Origin of the sequence: Acinetobacter sp. WU_MDCI_Abxc222, assembly GCF_025514755.1 — a bacterium.
GTDB classification, from domain to species: Bacteria; Pseudomonadota; Gammaproteobacteria; order Pseudomonadales; family Moraxellaceae; genus Acinetobacter; species Acinetobacter geminorum.
This window is the reverse complement of sequence record NZ_JAHPVG010000005.1, coordinates 221,284-238,113: the sequence shown is the minus strand read 5'-3', so window position 1 is coordinate 238,113 and position 16,830 is coordinate 221,284. Positions and strand designations below refer to the sequence as shown.

The 16,830-nt window shown below is 36.4% G+C and carries 11 protein-coding genes and 1 other RNA gene; 9 read left to right on the top strand and 3 right to left on the bottom strand.

Features of this window, described 5'->3' with window-relative positions; all coding sequences use genetic code 11:
• The first annotated feature begins 53 nt into the window (after positions 1-53).
• The gene (locus tag KTJ10_RS10355; RefSeq protein ID WP_262441964.1) at positions 54-959 is read left to right on the top strand and encodes a TIGR01777 family oxidoreductase; all 906 of its coding nucleotides are present in this window, start codon (positions 54-56) and stop codon (positions 957-959) included.
• Here the strand turns inward: KTJ10_RS10355 and KTJ10_RS10350 are convergent.
• Together KTJ10_RS10350 and hemB are read right to left on the bottom strand one after the other, a co-directional pair.
• Positions 951-2,066: an NAD(P)/FAD-dependent oxidoreductase gene (locus KTJ10_RS10350; RefSeq protein WP_262441963.1), complete on the bottom strand. Its 1,116-nt coding sequence runs from the start codon at positions 2,064-2,066 to the stop codon at positions 951-953. The genes KTJ10_RS10355 and KTJ10_RS10350 overlap by 9 nt on opposite strands.
• A 25-nt stretch (positions 2,067-2,091) precedes the next feature.
• The gene (gene hemB, locus KTJ10_RS10345) at positions 2,092-3,105 is read right to left on the bottom strand and encodes a porphobilinogen synthase (RefSeq protein WP_004748084.1); all 1,014 of its coding nucleotides are present in this window, start codon (positions 3,103-3,105) and stop codon (positions 2,092-2,094) included.
• 142 nt (positions 3,106-3,247) lie between these two features.
• On the opposite strand from hemB, the gene KTJ10_RS10340 reads away from it, so the two are divergent.
• From KTJ10_RS10340 to KTJ10_RS10305, 8 genes are all read left to right on the top strand, one after another.
• Positions 3,248-3,745, top strand: a complete 498-nt coding sequence (locus tag KTJ10_RS10340; RefSeq protein WP_004703260.1) for a thioesterase family protein — start codon at positions 3,248-3,250, stop codon at positions 3,743-3,745.
• A gap of 267 nt (positions 3,746-4,012) precedes the next feature.
• Positions 4,013-5,164, top strand: a complete 1,152-nt coding sequence (locus KTJ10_RS10335; protein WP_004794098.1) for an EmrA/EmrK family multidrug efflux transporter periplasmic adaptor subunit — start codon at positions 4,013-4,015, stop codon at positions 5,162-5,164.
• A gap of 6 nt (positions 5,165-5,170) precedes the next feature.
• Positions 5,171-6,697, top strand: coding sequence for a DHA2 family efflux MFS transporter permease subunit (locus KTJ10_RS10330; RefSeq protein WP_262441961.1), 1,527 nt, complete (start codon positions 5,171-5,173; stop codon positions 6,695-6,697).
• Positions 6,698-7,003: 306 nt separating this feature from the next.
• Positions 7,004-8,986: a gamma-glutamyltransferase gene (gene ggt, locus KTJ10_RS10325; RefSeq protein WP_262441960.1), complete on the top strand. Its 1,983-nt coding sequence runs from the start codon at positions 7,004-7,006 to the stop codon at positions 8,984-8,986.
• A gap of 161 nt (positions 8,987-9,147) precedes the next feature.
• Positions 9,148-9,507: a transfer-messenger RNA gene (gene ssrA / locus KTJ10_RS10320) on the top strand.
• Between the two features lie 270 nt (positions 9,508-9,777).
• Complete coding sequence (locus KTJ10_RS10315) at positions 9,778-12,060, top strand: KAP family NTPase (protein ID WP_262441959.1); 2,283 nt, start codon at positions 9,778-9,780, stop codon at positions 12,058-12,060.
• 126 nt (positions 12,061-12,186) lie between these two features.
• Positions 12,187-14,952: an SIR2 family protein gene (locus tag KTJ10_RS10310; protein ID WP_262441958.1), complete on the top strand. Its 2,766-nt coding sequence runs from the start codon at positions 12,187-12,189 to the stop codon at positions 14,950-14,952.
• A 250-nt stretch (positions 14,953-15,202) separates the two neighbouring features.
• Positions 15,203-16,153, top strand: coding sequence for a hypothetical protein (locus KTJ10_RS10305; RefSeq protein WP_262441957.1), 951 nt, complete (start codon positions 15,203-15,205; stop codon positions 16,151-16,153).
• Between the two features lie 115 nt (positions 16,154-16,268).
• Here KTJ10_RS10305 and KTJ10_RS10300 read toward each other — a convergent pair whose 3' ends face one another.
• Positions 16,269-16,796: a hypothetical protein gene (locus tag KTJ10_RS10300; RefSeq protein WP_262441956.1), complete on the bottom strand. Its 528-nt coding sequence runs from the start codon at positions 16,794-16,796 to the stop codon at positions 16,269-16,271.
• Positions 16,797-16,830: the final 34 nt, after the last annotated feature.

Genomic DNA, 16,830 nt, shown 5'->3' with positions numbered 1-16,830 from the left:
AAATGAGTCTTATACAATTAAATAAAACTTGAATCCTCAGCTTAGGGGGAAATATGAATAAGAATGTATTAATTACAGGTGCGAGTGGTTTTATCGGAACGCATTTAATTAAGTTCCTTTTAGAAAAAAATTATAACGTGATTGCTGTGACACGGCAGGCTGGAAAGACATCTGACCATCCTGCCTTGCAGTGGGTGCAAAAGTTTGAAGATATTTCGACACGGCAAATTGATTATGTGGTGAATTTGGCAGGCGCAAATATTGGCGAGAAACGCTGGACCGAGTCACGTAAAAAACAACTCATTGAAAGCCGAGTAAATACGACCCGAAAATTGTATGCGTGGCTCAAGCAATCTGAAATTTTTCCGGAAGTAATTGTGTCTGGTTCTGCAATTGGTTATTACGGAATAGATGATCAAGAAAAGTGGACAGAAGTGTGCACAGAACAAAGCTCGCCACAGCCCATTTTCATGTCTCAGCTTTGCCAAGAGTGGGAACGCGCAGCGTTAGCAGACGCTCAGCAAAATACTAAAATTATTCGTTTAGGTGTAGTGTTTGGGCAGGGCGGTGGCATTTTGTCTAAAATGTTGCTTCCTATTCGACTCAATTTAGTCGGTCAAATTGGTCACGGTCGTCAGCCTGTAGTTTGGGTACACATTGAAGATGTATTAAATGCAATAGAGTTTATATTTCAGCATCCTCAATCTGCTCAAATTCACAATATAGTAGCGCCAGAAAACGTGGCTCAAAAAGCTTTTATTGAACAAGCTGCTGAGGTTTTAAATAAGAAACCACTGTTGTCAGCACCAAGCACGGTTTTCCGCTGTTTGTTGGGCGAACAGTCGCAATTGATCTTAAATGGTCAGTACGTCAAACCCGCTGCCTTACAAGCAGAAGGCTTTGAGTTTGCTTATCCCAAGTTAAAAGCAGCTTTAGAGAATATACTCGCCTCAGGCTAAGATTTTATTTTGCAAGCGCTCTGGTGAATATGCTTTGGCATCAACTAAGGTTGGTTGACCTAGCATAAGCTGACGGAGCAATTGCGCAGAGCCTGCACCCATACATAATCCATTTCTAAAGTGACCAAAGTTTGCCCACAGGTTATCCATTTCAGGCATTTTGCCAATGTATGGAACGCCATTTGGTGAACTTGGTCTGAGTCCTGCCCAACGATGTACAACCGGGAAATCGGCCAGTTCAGGCACCATTTCTAAACATGCTTCTAAAATATTGTGCTGAGTGTTTTCGTCGGTAGACGTGTCAAAACCACGATGTGCCATGCTTGACCCACACACAATATGACCGTCCATACGTGGAATCAGATACATGACTCGATTCATACACATGGTCGGTAGCCAGTGAGCAGGGGTTTTAAATAACAGCATTTGACCTTGAACAGGTTCGACTGGAATTTCGAGTTGTAATTGTGAGTTCCAGTAATGGCTCCAAGCGCCCGAAGTTATTACAAAATGATCTGCTGTATGTTTGCGACCATCTTCGGTTTGTAGGGCTTGTATGGCATCACCTTGTTGAATCAGTTTTTTAACAGGAGTGTGTTCGAAAAACTCAACATTTGGATGTTGCTTTAAATAGCGAATCAAGGACTGTAATACACGTGGATTACGAATATTAGACAGTTCAGGGAAATAAATGGCTTCTTGGAACTGATCGGAAATATGTGGATTGACTTGCTCTAGGGCATCTCGCTGTAAATATTCACAGCGCTGCATGGGTTCTTGATGTTGATTTGCATAGGAAAGTCCAACATCAAAATCTTCTTCATCAAAAATCAGCATGCCTGTGTCATGAATTTCAAAATCAATCCCTGTAACAGGGTAGAGCTTTTGATTCCATGCTTGATAAGAGGCTTTGCCAAATTGAGCGAGTTGGTTCACTGCATGCACATAGCGCCACGGGTACATCGGAGAGAGAATACCTCCACCAGCCCAAGAGGCTGCTTGTCCCGCTTGTTGTTGATCAAAAATGCTGACTTTACAGCCTTGTTCAACCAACTCCAGCGCAGACATTAATCCACTTATGCCCGCGCCAATGATTGCAATATGCATGCAGTGTTATCCTTTCTCTGCGAACTTAGTTCATTTCCTTGAGTTTTTCAGCAGCGGTTTCTGCAAAGTAAGTCCAGATTCCGTCTGCACCAGCGCGGCGGCAGCACATGAGTGATTCTAAAATTACTGAGTCTGATAACCAGCCATTTTGAATTGCACCCGCTAACATTGCATATTCGCCACTCACTTGATAAATGAATGTAGGAACACCAAAGGTATCTTTCACTTCACGTACCACATCCAGATAAGGCATGCCCGGTTTTACAATTACCATATCGGCGCCTTCTTGAATATCAAGCGCGATTTCATGTAGTGCTTCGGCACGGTTGGCAAAGTCCATCTGGTAGTTATATTTATTACCACCTTTTAGGTTGGATGCAGAGCCAACAGCATCACGGAACGGACCATAAAAGCTAGATGCATATTTCGCAGAGTAGGCCATGATGTTGGTATAGATGTGACCATTGGCTTCTAAAGCCTGACGAATTGCACCAATACGGCCATCCATCATGTCACTTGGTGCAATCACTTCGGCACCTGCTTCTGCGTGACTTAAGGCTTGTTTAATCAAGCATTCTACAGTCTCGTCATTGAGCACATAGCCAGTTTCATCAATAATGCCGTCTTGACCATGCGTGGTGTATGGGTCGAGGGCACCATCGGTAATTAACACCATTTCTGGTAATTCTTTTTTAAGCAGACGACATGTGGTTTGTACTAAACCATCTTCACGCCATGCAGCTTCTGCGGTGAGGCTTTTATCTTCTTGCGGGGTAACTGGAAAAAGAGCCAGTTTTGATACGCCCAATTCCAGAAGTCTTTCAGCTTTTTTCAGTAACAAATCTGCCGACAAACGCTGAATGTTTGGCATACTTGGAATATCTTGGGTCTGATTTTGTCCCGGTAATACAAATACTGGATAAATCAAGTGATTGGTAGTGAGCTGTGTTTCGCTGACCATCGCACGCAACTGGTCATTTTTACGGATACGGCGCATGCGAGTGGCTGGAAATGCAGGACGATTGAACGTATAAGTCATAACAATCTCGATGTTCGGTATTACACTAGGATAGGTTGGCGGATATTCCATTACTGTCAACCGACTGCTGTATTGTAGCCCCATAATGCTGGATTTGTACAAAATTATGGGTGTTTATCATGCTTTTAAATTTAGGCAATGTATGAGTGATGAAAAGAAAAATTGGACTGGGAACATCCATTTAGGTGCAAAAACTGACCTAACTGTGGTTCTCAACCAATTATGTAAGGCGTTTAATAGCTCTCCTTTTTTTAAGCATAGTGGAATGATTATGCGTGTGGTGGACGGGCACATTGAAGGCTATATCGAGATGCAACCCAACCTGATTGGCAATCTGGCATTTCAGATTTTGCATGGCGGCGTTGCTGCAACCTTGCTTGATAGTATTGGCGGAATTGTGGCCATGGAACATCTCTATCGCCGTTCAACCCCAGAAACTTTAACTGAAACCATTAAGCAAGTGTCGCGTTTGGCAACAGTCGACATGCGTGTAGATTATTTAGCACCGGGGCGTGGTAAATATTTTATTGCCCGTGCTGAAGTGTTACGTTTAGGTCGTAAGGGCTGCACCATGCGCATGACTATGGTCAATGATGAAGATAAAGCCATTGCTGCGGGCATTGCTTCATATGCCTATTAAGCAATGAATTGAACCATTTAAAAGCGCCAAGTGCGCTTTTTTTAGTGTTTGAAAAGCTAAAATTTTTACAAAAACTTTGAGATAAACATTAATTTAATTAGAACGAACGCATGAGTTATAAATTTTTATTCTCATATTATGAGGTTTTAGCGTTAAAATTACCTCCTTTGACAATGCGATATGTCTTGTTTATAGAAAAATAAAAACTCTATAACAAGGTGTAGTGCGAGATTGATGGCAAAGCCAACTCATCTTTAGGAACATACCATGACTGATGCACAAAGCAATGTAGAAGAAACAGTGCCAACAACATCTGCCTCGGATGACAACAATCAAAACAAGCGCAAAAAATTTCTTGGTTTTTTTGCGCTGATTTTATTGATCGCCGCTATTTTATATGCAATTTGGGCATTATTTTTAAATCATTCCGTGAGTACGGATAATGCTTATGTCGGTGCTGAAACCGCGCAAATTACTTCAATGGTGAGCGGTCAGGTCGCTCAGGTTGTCGTAAAAGATACCCAAACGGTACATCGTGGTGACGTGCTGGTTCGTATTGATGACCGTGATGCCAAAATTGCATTAGCGCAAGCTGAGGCGGAACTCGCAAAAGCAAAACGCCAATACAAACAAACCGCAGCAAACAGTAGTTCTTTAAACTCTCAAGTTGTGGTTCGTGCTGACGAAATTAACAGTGCTAAAGCACAGGTTGCTCAAGCGCAGGCCGACTACGACAAAGCTGGGTTAGAACTCAACCGCCGTGCACAACTTGCCGCGTCTGGTGCAGTGTCTAAAGAAGAACTCACTAAGGCACAAAGTGCAGTTGAAACAGCCAAAGCAGGGCTAGAGCTTGCTAAAGCTGGTTTAGCACAAGCGTCTTCAAGCCGTAAAGCTGCCGAAAGTACCTTAGCTGCAAACGAAGCCTTAATTCAGGGTGTAAGCGAAGTTTCAACACCTGATGTACAAGTTGCGCAGGCACATGTTGAACAAGCTCAGCTTGATTTAGAACGTACCGTGATTCGTGCGCCAGTTGATGGTGTAGTCACACGTCGTAATATTCAAGTTGGTCAACGTGTTGCACCGGGCACCAGCATGATGATGATTGTGCCGTTAAATGATTTATACGTAGATGCAAACTTTAAAGAAAGTCAGTTGAAAAAAGTCCGTCCGGGTCAAATCGTTACGCTTACTTCAGATTTATATGGCGATGACGTTGAATATCACGGCAAAGTGATGGGCTTCTCTGGTGGTACAGGCTCTGCCTTTGCCTTAATTCCGGCTCAAAACGCAACAGGTAACTGGATTAAAGTGGTTCAACGCTTACCAGTTCGTATTGCACTTGACCCGAAAGAACTTGCTGAACACCCACTGCGTGTTGGCTTGTCGATGGAAGCAAAAGTCGACTTATCTGCGAAGTAAACGCTTATGAAAACGCAAACACCTTTTGCCGAACTAAGCGGTGGCCGTTTAATACTGGCAGCGTTTGTTATTGCCTTGTCGAACTTTATGGTCGTGCTCGATACGACCATTGCCAACGTATCTGTACCGCACATTACCGGTAACCTTGCTGTTTCAAGTACACAAGGCACATGGGTTGTTACGTCCTATGCAGTTGCAGAAGCGATTTGTGTACCTTTAACGGGTTGGCTTGCAGGGCGCTTTGGTACCGTTCGGGTTTTTATTTTTGGCCTGATTGGTTTTACCATCTTTTCTTTTTTGTGCGGTCTAGCAAACTCGTTAGGTATGTTGGTGTTTTTCCGTATTGGACAAGGTCTATGCGGTGGCCCGCTCATGCCACTCAGCCAAACCTTGCTCATGCGTATTTTCCCTCAAGAAAAGCATGCGCAGGCGATGGGCCTATGGGCAATGACGACCGTCGTTGGGCCAATTTTAGGACCAATTCTGGGTGGTCTGATTAGTGATAACCTGTCTTGGCACTGGATTTTCTTTATTAACATTCCGGTCGGCATTGTTTGTGTTTTAGCGGCAATCCGTTTGCTTAAACCAGCCGAAACAGAAACCATTTCTTTAAGAATCGATACTGTCGGTTTAGGTCTGTTAATTCTCTGGATTGGTGCGCTACAGCTCATGCTCGATTTGGGGCACGAACGTGACTGGTTTAATAGCACCAGCATTGTGGTATTAGGCTTAACTGCCGCCATTGGCTTTGTGGTGTTCCTCATATGGGAGCTGACCGACAAACACCCCGTCGTAGATGTCAAAGTCTTTAGGCATAGGGGCTTCGCAATTTCAGTACTGGCCTTGTCGCTCGGCTTTGGCGCGTTCTTTGGCAGTATTGTACTGATTCCACAGTGGCTGCAAATGAACCTTTCTTACACCGCTACATGGGCCGGCTATTTAACTGCAACCATGGGCTTTGGTAGTTTGACCATGTCACCGATTGTGGCAAAGCTTTCGACCAAACATGACCCACGTGCGCTGGCGAGTTTCGGTTTGATTTTGCTGGGCGGGGTGACCTTAATGCGGGCATTCTGGACCACAGACGCCGACTTTATGGCACTGGCTTGGCCGCAAATCCTGCAAGGTTTTGCTGTACCGTTCTTCTTTATTCCACTGTCGAACATTGCACTCGGTTCGGTACTCCAGCAAGAGATTGCATCTGCTGCGGGTCTTATGAACTTCTTGAGAACCATGGCAGGGGCGATTGGTGCTTCAATTGCAGTGACCGTGTGGGACGACCACGCTAAAGTTGCACGTAGTGAAATGGTGTCAAACCTAAATACTGCCGAAGTTCAAAATAACCTTGCACAAAATGGTTTTTCGGCTGACTCGACCTTAGGAATTATTTCAAACCTCGTTGATAAAGAAGCGATTACCATGTCAGCAAACCATGTATTTTTGCTGTTTGCGATTGTATTTGTCTTTGCGGGGCTGGTCATTTGGCTGTGTCCGAAACCCAAAGGAGATGTCAGCGGAATGCCATCTCATTAAACACAAAAAAGCATCTCTTCGGAGGTGCTTTTTTTTAGGCCCACTAAAAAATAGAGCGAGTCTATAAATGGTAGATTTTGCCTGTATTTCACTAAATAAAGCATGCCAGAATCGGGCAGATCAATTATAAAAGCATGTAATATCAAGCAAGGAGGCTTAATACAGGGCACAGGAAAAAACGCCCTTAAACATTCAATATTATAAAACCTTATTTTTATCAAAGATTAAAAAAACTTAATACCTGAAAACAAAGAAGCTTGCATGGCAATTGCATGGATAGGCAGGCGTATATATTGGAGTTATCACGTGAATAAAAGATATTCATTTTTGTTCAGTAGTTTATTAGCAGTCGGTTTATTACAAGGATGTGGAGATGATTCTTCAGATCAGCCCAAGGATGATTCAAATACAACCCCGCCCAATTTAATTGTAGATAATGATCCCACCAGTTGTAGCAAACTGGCACAAGACGGTTCAAGCGTGGTGGTCGGTTCAAACCAAAATGGTGACCCAGCAGCGCCTGAGGGTGCATCGGGTTATAGACTCGGTAACACGGTTAAATACGCAGATAAATATATGGTGGTGGCAAATACGCCACTTGCGGTAAAAGCGGGTTGTGATGTTTTAAGAGCAGGCGGTAGTGCAGTCGATGCAGCCGTTGCGGTACAAGCGGTTTTAGGTTTAGTCGAGCCACAATCGAGCACCATTGCTGGCAGTGGTTTTATGATGTATTACGATGCCAAAACTAAAAAAGTCACAGCTTATGATGGTCGTGAAACCGCACCAGCCGCAGCCAATGAATATTATTTAATTCGCCAAGATATATATGACCCAAATTCACCAGCACCTGTACCAAGTGCCCGCCGTAGCGGTCGCTCGATTGGTGTGCCGGGAGTGATGCGTTTACTTGAACAAGCACAAAAAGAACATGGCAAACTCAAGTGGAACCAGCTTTTTGGCGAAGCGATTGGTTTGGCTGACAACGGTTTCCGCATTCCGGGCCGTTTAGCAGATGCAATTGCAAGTAATGCAAACAGCTTAGCGCTCGATGCAAATGCAATGGCAACCTATTTCTACACAGATGGTTCACCTCGTAAAGTCGGTGAGACCATGACCAATAAAGCCTATGCAAAAACCCTAGAAGCACTTGCCACGCAAGGCGCAAATGCGTTGCACACTGGTCCTATTGCTCAAGCGATTGTGGCAAAAGCAGGCCAAACACTAGGGGATGACCCAGCACGAACTCCAATTACGCCAAGTTTAATGACCTTGCAGGATTTATCGAACTATCAGGTTAAAAAACGCGACCCGATTTGTACAACGTACCGTGACCGTTACTATGTTTGTACCATGCCGCCTCCATCTTCGGGAGGGATTGCAGTTGCGCAAACACTAGGTATTTTAGAAAACTTTGATATGTCGCTTTATCCACCTAAAAATCCTGAAAATGAAGGTGGTGTGCCAGATGTGATGGGCGTGCATTTAGTGTCTGAGGCAGAACGTTTGGCCTACGCCGACCGTGACAAATATGTGGCAGACACCGACTTTGTCGCTTTACCAGCACAGGGTATACCAAGTTTTATTGATAAAAATTACCTGAAACAACGAGCCGCACTGATTAACCCGAACCAGAGTATGGGCATTGCACCAGCAGGTAATTTCAACCCAGCTTCGGGTGTGGACACCACTGTTGAACATGGCACGACTCAGTTCACGATTGTAGATGCCTATGGCAATGTGGTTTCAATGACATCGACTGTTGAATCGAGCATGGGTTCATTCCACATGGTGGATGGTTTCTTGCTGTCAAACCAGTTAACTGACTTTAGTGCGAACCCTTATGACAGCACTGGGGCACCAGTTGCCAACCGTGTAGAAGGTGGCAAACGCCCACGTAGTACCATGGCGCCAACTTTAGTATTTAAAGGGACCACGCCAGATGAGTTTTATATGGCAACGGGTTCCCCAGGTGGCGGTACCATCATTCAATATGTAGTTAAAACGTTGGTAGGTGCGCTGGACTGGAACTTAAACGCTCAGCAGGCGACCTCGCTTGTTAACTTTGGCGCGACCAATAGCAAAAACACCAATGTGGATAGCTCGAATGTGCAGCTTTCTCTGCTTGATTTGATTGAAGGCTTAAAAGCAAAAGGGCATGGCGTTGCTAACACTGCGCAAACCAGTGGTATTTCAACGATTATGAAAGTAAATATAAATAATCAAAGTAAATACGCAGGTGGGGTAGACCCACGCCGTGAAGGTATTGTGTTAGGTAATGGAGCCTTATAGATCAAACTTTAAAAAAAGCTGTCATTTTTGGCAGCTTTTTTATGAGGGGCCTTGAAAAAAACAAAAGGCTCTCCATTATGTAAATATGTTCATCAGTAGCAGACTGTTGATAAATTGCACAGCATTTTATTTTAGTTATGCTATGATGTTCAGACATTCATGGGGATGTTATTGGCTTCGACGCCGGTGATGAAACTCATAGATGCATGCCGAGAGCGCATTTTCTCTCGTAAATAAAATTTGCATTTTAATAGTCGCAAACGACGAAACTTACGCTCTAGCTGCCTAAGGGCCGCTTGTCCGCTTCCTAGAATACTTGTGGTCTGGGAACCCGACTGAAGCGCACGCACACAAGTCCGTATAGAGTCAAGCCTCGGGGCTTTATACCAAACTTAGAGGATCGCACCTTGTACCCTGTTCGTCGGGTCACTTGGTGTTAAAACAATAGACGATATCTAAGCATGTAGTATTCTCGAGCGTAGTGCTGGCGGACGCGGGTTCAACTCCCGCCATCTCCACCAAGATTCTCTATATAAAAAAGCCACTTATGATAAGTGGCTTTTTTATTGACAGGATTTTGACAGGCTTAGTCTGTCTTATGTTTTTCTTCGATCTTATTTACTCTTTTATTGGTAAAGTTGAAACTTGTGATAGGTGCTTAGATGTATTATTGCGAAGCATTAGAACTAGATGTTAATTAAGTAATTAATAGAATTCAGAAGTTAAAAAGATCACAATGAGATATGATAAATAAAAAAATTTAATAGAACTTATTTTGAGATGCCTAGATTATGAATGATACTGATAAATTTGGCTTTTCTGCTGACCGTCCAATTCATACTGTAAAAGAAGATTTATTAGGTAGAGCCAAATTCTCAGAAAATTTAGCTGAAGCTATCAGTAATTGGAATGGTAGGGATAGTCTAGTTGTTGCATTATATGGTGACTGGGGAGCAGGAAAATCTTCAGTAAAAAATATGGCTTTATCATATATGAAAGATAAAGAATTAAAGCAAATAATAATTGAATTTTCTCCTTGGGAGTGGGCTGGACAAGAAATAATAACGAAAGCTTTTTATGATGAAGTTTCGAAATCAATTGGAAAACAAAATTCCTCCGAAAAGTATAGAAAATTAGCCAGATCATTTAAAAAATATGGTGACTACCTTGATGTAGGTGAGGTGATCTTAACTTCAACATCTTCCTCACTTCCAATTATTGTTTCTGTAATAGCTGGGATTGGTTTCTTTAATGCATTTCTGACTGATACAAAAGTAATTACTTTACTAACTACTGGAATTGTAGCTGTAACACCTTTACTAAAATGGACAATAGACAAAATAAAGAAAGTAAAAGGGTATTTAGATGAAAAAGCTAAAGATAGTGAAAAAAATTTAGATGAAATACGCAATGAATTGAAAATAGCGTTGCAGGGTATTGAAACTCCTATCCTAATAGTTATGGATGATTTGGATAGATTAAGCTCTTCTGAACTAAGAATGATTTTTCAATTAATAAAAGCAAATACAGAGTTTCCTAATGTAACTTTTTTATTATTATTTCAAAAAGATATTGTCGAAGAAAAATTAAGTGATACGAGTCAATCAGGAAAGAAATATTTAGAAAAAATTATTCAAGTTCCCTTTAATATTCCTAAGGCTGAAGTAAGTAAAGTTCATCAAGTTCTTTTTAATAGTATTGAAATAATATTAAATTCGGATGTGAGTATTAGTAATAAATTTGATAATAAAAGATGGGGGCAAATTTTTAATGAAGGCTTAAATAAATATTTTAAAAATTTAAGAGATGTCTATCGGTTTACTTCAACTTTAAAATTTCACTTTAATTTACTAAAAGGTGTGGAAGTTTTTGAAGTTAATCCTGTAGATTTAATAGTTATAGAATGTTTTAGAGTTTTTGAACCAAATCTGTATCATGAGATATTTGTCAATAAGGGAGTGTTTACAGCTTTTGGGGTTTCTACTGCTTATGATAATGGGAGGGAAAAAGAGAGACTTCAAGATACAATAAAAAGTATTATTAATAGTGTTGATAATATGGATAAAGAATTAGTTGAGAAAATATTAAAAAATATTTTTCCAAATATAAGATCAATAATAAGTAATATTTATTATGATTATAGTCATCATGATAATTGGTTTGCAGATGGTAGGATTTGTCATGAGAAAAATTTTGATCAATACTTTTTGCTATCTTTAGAAAGTGTTGAAATTACTAAATCTGATTTAGAAAGATTCCTTATTTTAACAAGAAATAAAAACCTTTTAAAAAATGAAATATTAGAGTTAGATAAGAAGGGAATTCTAAGTGAATTTCTTATACAATTTGAAGTTTTTAGTAAAAGAATATCTATAGATTCAGCTAAACCTTACATGAGTGCATTGTTAGAATCTGCTGATTTAGTAGATGAAAATTCATCAGAGTCTTTTACTCCTTTTAGTCTATCAACCTATATTTATAGATTATTTAATTTATTTTTGGAAAAAATAGATAATAAAGATGAAAGAGGAAGGTTGATTTTAGAAAATTTTAATGAAAATCATGGGCTTATTATTATTGCACAATTACTACTTTCTGAAGAAAAAAGTAAGGGAAGTGGTGATGAATTATTACTTAATGAAAATGATTTTAATAATATTAAAGAAATTTTTTTAAATAAATTAAAAGAATATGCTTATTGTAATAGTGAATCATTTATAAGTAAAAAAACTTTTTTAACACTTTTGTATAGATGGAAGAGTTGGGGTGATGAAAAAGAAGTTGTTGAGTGGGTGGCTACAAAATCTAAGGATATCGAAGGAATGATTAAGATTTTGAAAGGAATGGTTCAGACTACAACTTCATATACGTCAGGCGATGATTCATCGATAATCAAATATCATATTAAAGGTGATTATATAAATGATTTTTTAGGGATTGAAAGGGTTGAGGAAACTATTAATAATATAAATCTTTCTTCACTTAATGTAGAGGATCTAAAAGTTATTGAGTTGGCTAAAGTAGGTATAGAGCAGAAAAAAATAATGAAGATCGGTTTTAAAAATTATATTTAATTTTAGAGTAATACTTTGTTGTCTAATAGGTGAGTAATATAAAAAATTGCTTTATTTTTTGTGATTATTTATGTATAAAATATACTTAAAAGCTTTTGATATATTTTAAATTTTTATGAGATGTTAATGATGATAGAAATTGATGAGACAATCTTAGATACAATCATAGAAGCAAAAAAAAATAATAAATTAGCATTTTTTATTGGTGCAGGTTTTTCAAAAAATTCTGAAACTGAATTAAAGAGAATTCCACTTTGGGGTGATTTGATTAATGATCTAAAGAAAAGTTTAAATATTGAAAATGAAAATGATTTTCTTAAAATTGCACAATTATATTATCTTAAATATGGTGAATATCAATACTATAATAAACTAAAAAAATATTTTGAATTAAATTTAGAACCAAGTAGAGTACATAAAAAATTATTTAGTTTATTACCTAATCTAATAGTAACTACAAATTGGGACTGTTTGTTAGAGCATACTGCAATTGAAGAGGGTTTAACATATGATGTGATTGTGAGCGATGTAGATCTAGTAAAATCATCCTATTTTCATAAAATTGTAAAAATGCATGGTGATTTTCAACATCATAATATTGTTTTTAAAGAAGATGATTATTTAAAGTATTATAATGATTTTCCATTAATAGAAAATTATATAAAAAGTATATTGTCTACACATGTTGTAGTTTTTATTGGATATTCTTATTCTGATGTGGATTTAAAATTAATTACAAAATGGATTGAAACGAAGTCTAAGGTTACACCACCAAAGTACTTATTTAGTTCTAGATATAATGAAGCTGAAGCAAGTTATTTGAAAAATCATGGTATTCAATTTTTGAATCCTAAATCTAATCCAGAATATCGCGTTAGTGATATATTGATTGATTTTTTTGATATAATTAGTGAAAAAAATGAGTTCTTAAGATACAAAAAAATATTAGAAAAAGAATTTCTAGATTTCAATGAAGAATTATTATTAGTGAAGATTTTATATCAAAAGATAAAAATATTGGATGAACTGGAATCGATTTTCCCGATGCAAATAAAAGAGTTGTTTAGTAATTCTACAATTGAATTCCATGTTGGATGTTACGCTTTTTATTTAATTTCTGATGGTATATTAACTACTGATCATGATGAAATAGTTAGAAAGTATTACAAATTTATTAATAAAATTATTGAAAAAAATAAAGGTGTCGATAATGAGATAACAATAATAATAAAAAAAATATTTAATATTTTTAAAAAAGCAAATATATTATTTTTAAAGTTTACTAGTAAGAATGAGAATAGAGAGTATTTTGATATAAAAGAATATTTGGGTGAAAAAAATGAAGATAATCAAAATCTATATCTAAATTTTTCTAGTAAGGGTGAGTCAAATGACTTGATGTTTTTAGAGAACTATAAAGAACTAGAAAAATCTTCTTTATTAAAAATTGCATCGAATATAAAAGAAAGGAACTATATATCTTTGGCAATAAATTCATTTAATAATGAAATTGCACAGCTTATGTTAAAATTCGACTTTAAAGAAGATTTAAATAAAATAGATGGTAAAGATGATAGCGGTAGTAAAAGTGAAATAAAAGTATTTAAGGATTATTTTGATTTTTATGGATTAACGAATAAAAAGGAATATAATTTTATTAATAGCTTTTTAAATTTCAATATTTTGGACAATATATACTTTTCTACTAATGAGAGAATGAAAAAAAATATAGCACGATTAGAAACTATAAAAAATGGTGGACTTTCTATTGATTCTAATCAAACTGAAGAAGAGTTGCTTGTTGAGTCATATCTTAATTTTATGTACAAAAATAATATAGCAATGGAAAGTTATAGTAGTGTTAATGATTTTTTTAACAATCATATTGATTACAAGATTAATCTTATTGAAATAAATTACAAGAAAGAAGATAAAAAAGAAAATATTTTTGCTATGCGACAATTTTCAAATCAACCAGTATTGGAAATAAACTATGTAGATTTATTTATTTTATTAAATTTTTCAGAAAATAAAACTGTAGTAAAGCTATTAAGACTTTTAGTCGATATTTTAAGCAATGATGAAACTAAAAAAATTAAAGTTTTTTTTGATAAGGATATTGATTTAAAAAGTTATTTTGTAAAATGTTTTGAAAATTTATTGCTTAAGAAAAGTTCATCAAATGTTGAAAAAGTATTATCTAAATTGATATTAATTTCATCTGTATGTGATTGGAAATCTGGTGAATTTTTGTTAGAAAAATTCAAAGAAATATTTGTAAGCTATCAGAGTTTTCAAATATTTGAGACAATTAATAGTTTTGTTGCATTCAATTCAAAAATATTTAAAAGTAAAGATATTGATTTTAGTCCATATATTGATCTTATTATTAATTTGATTTTAGAAAATAAAATTAATGGTTTTGGTTATGGGGCTATACAAAGAGGTGGTTTGTCAAATGTTTTTAACTATATGTCTTGGAGAAAAGATTATAGTAATGTTGAACTTATTAACGAATTTATCTATTTTTTGAACTCACCATATAATGAGAATAAAGATTTTTACTCAATAAAAGTACTTCCTTATCTATTTTATATATCTAATGAGGATGTTAAGAAATATATTAGAGAATATGTTGGTAGTTATATTAATGGTAATATAAATGAAGATAAGTTTGAATTATTTTTGTTATCTATCGTTTATGATGATAAATTTTTAGATAGTATTTCAAAAGAAAACTATAATAGATATTTAGCAGAATTTGAAAAATATTGTAATGATTCATTTAGATTTAAAAATTATCTTCTTGAAGAAATTGTATTGAATTTTTCAAATAATGAAGGTGATCAATATAATTTCTTTAGGCAAATAAAAGATAAATATAATCTTTAATTTTTAATCTAAAATTAAGATTATATTTAAAAGAAAATATTGGCTTGACGATTTTTAAAGGAGATCTCGCAATATAAGTTAAGATAAAATTTTTAAAATCATATAAGTTTTTTTGGCATTACTGAATAGTACGCCGAGATATACTCTGAAATTTGGGGAAATTTCAAAACATGATTACTCCGCTGGGGAGCGGTTTAAGAAAAGGGTAATCATCGATTCTTAAATAATTTATAAGATTTGGTTAGATCAAATGAACAACTCAATAACGAGATATTTAAATAATTTGGGGCAGTGGCATGAAGTTGCGCTGACAATGTCTAAAGCGATAGTTGCAATAGGGGTGTTGTGCTTAGTTGTGTATCTTTTAACAATTGGCTATATCCCGTCGGAAATTAGCTTTGGCGATACACTTATTTTTTTACTGATTTTTGCCGCGTTCTCCATTGCTTACACTGTATTAGGATTCATGCTTTTTTTCTTTGGCACATCCTTAGCTCCAGTGGCATATCTTGTCTTAAGTTGGGTTGATAAGTATTTACCACCACATATTAGAATTGGGAAAAAACTTCCTTTTCCAAAAATTAATATTATTACGTTAATTGGCTCTCTTTATCTTTTATACGTTATTCACGGCATATTTTTATTGCATTGGAAAGTCAATTTATACATAGGAATTACCGTATTTTTTATCGCCTTTGCGTATTATCCTTTTTATATGAATAGACAGAAGATTAAAGAATTTAATATAAAATTTGAAAATCTAGCAGATATTGTTGATGATCCTGATGCTAGTGAAAATCTTAAAGCATTCGCAAGAAAAAAATTAAAGAGATTAGAAACACACGTTAAAGATAGCTTAGAAATAGCTTTTTTTATTAGCTTGACTCCGCTTGTACCCCTGATCCTTATTGGTGATGTTGGTAAAGCATTCCTAAATTATACTATGCAAAATACTGGGGTACGAATAGAAAAGGCTACCTTATATATTAAAGAGCCTTATGCAAATTTAATTGAATTGCCAAAAATGACTACTAAAGAACTGAGCCAGTATCAAACCTTTATTTTTAAAGATGTTAAAGTGTTATTTCAAGGCATTGGTAAAAGCACTTTAGTTTCTTACAAAGTGAAAGATATTGAAAAGCAGTTAGTTATTCCCAATGACTATATTACTGTAGAGCGAGCTCAGAAGGCCGATAAGTAAAGTTATATATCACTCGTTATTAATTAGTTATTTTGGTATCCCCCAGACCCCCGTGCCACAACAGAACTTTAATTCTCTCCAGAAAAAGCCTTCAATATTCAGGGCCTTTTCTCGCTTAGATTAATTTTTTACATTCAATATCATTTAACGGTGAATCAGTTTTCATTATGATTTTTTCAATTTTGGGTTGAAGTACCAAAGCCTCTTTTGAAAGTTCTTTAGCTTTAGCTGATATCTCACTTCCGCTTTTTTCTTTAAGATTTATATATTTTTCAATGTATTTATTACTTACACATAATGAATCTAATGCATCAATTGACATCTTACTTTTTTTACCCGAAGCCATTAAATCAAGATCATCATTAAGCTTTAAATTTAAAGAGTCGTATGTTGTATTGACTGCATACATTAAAAAAGTGGCATAACTTAGTAACTGATCATTAGTTTGAGTTACCTTGTTAGCTTCATTGTATGCTGCTTTATATAAGAATTTTGTGTAATAAAGCTGATTAAACTGGGCATAGAGTGATGCTTCGCTTGCTTGGGTTACATCAGCTTCAGTAATTCCATGTTTTTGAGGGGGGACTTGGCTACATGCTACCGTTAAAAGAGACAATAAAATAATACAAAGTTTAGATTTCACAATTAATTAACCATTTCTTATTCAGGCAAGGAAT

Coding starts and splice junctions, on each gene's coding strand:
- KTJ10_RS10340 (WP_004703260.1), top strand. CDS start 3,248: ATGAGTGATGAAAAGAAAAATTGGACTGGGAACATCCATTTAGGTGCA.
- KTJ10_RS10330 (WP_262441961.1), top strand. CDS start 5,171: ATGAAAACGCAAACACCTTTTGCCGAACTAAGCGGTGGCCGTTTAATA.
- KTJ10_RS10350 (WP_262441963.1), bottom strand. CDS start 2,066: ATGCATATTGCAATCATTGGCGCGGGCATAAGTGGATTAATGTCTGCG.
- KTJ10_RS10305 (WP_262441957.1), top strand. CDS start 15,203: ATGAACAACTCAATAACGAGATATTTAAATAATTTGGGGCAGTGGCAT.
- KTJ10_RS10310 (WP_262441958.1), top strand. CDS start 12,187: ATGATGATAGAAATTGATGAGACAATCTTAGATACAATCATAGAAGCA.
- KTJ10_RS10355 (WP_262441964.1), top strand. CDS start 54: ATGAATAAGAATGTATTAATTACAGGTGCGAGTGGTTTTATCGGAACG.
- KTJ10_RS10335 (WP_004794098.1), top strand. CDS start 4,013: ATGACTGATGCACAAAGCAATGTAGAAGAAACAGTGCCAACAACATCT.
- KTJ10_RS10315 (WP_262441959.1), top strand. CDS start 9,778: ATGAATGATACTGATAAATTTGGCTTTTCTGCTGACCGTCCAATTCAT.
- hemB (WP_004748084.1), bottom strand. CDS start 3,105: ATGACTTATACGTTCAATCGTCCTGCATTTCCAGCCACTCGCATGCGC.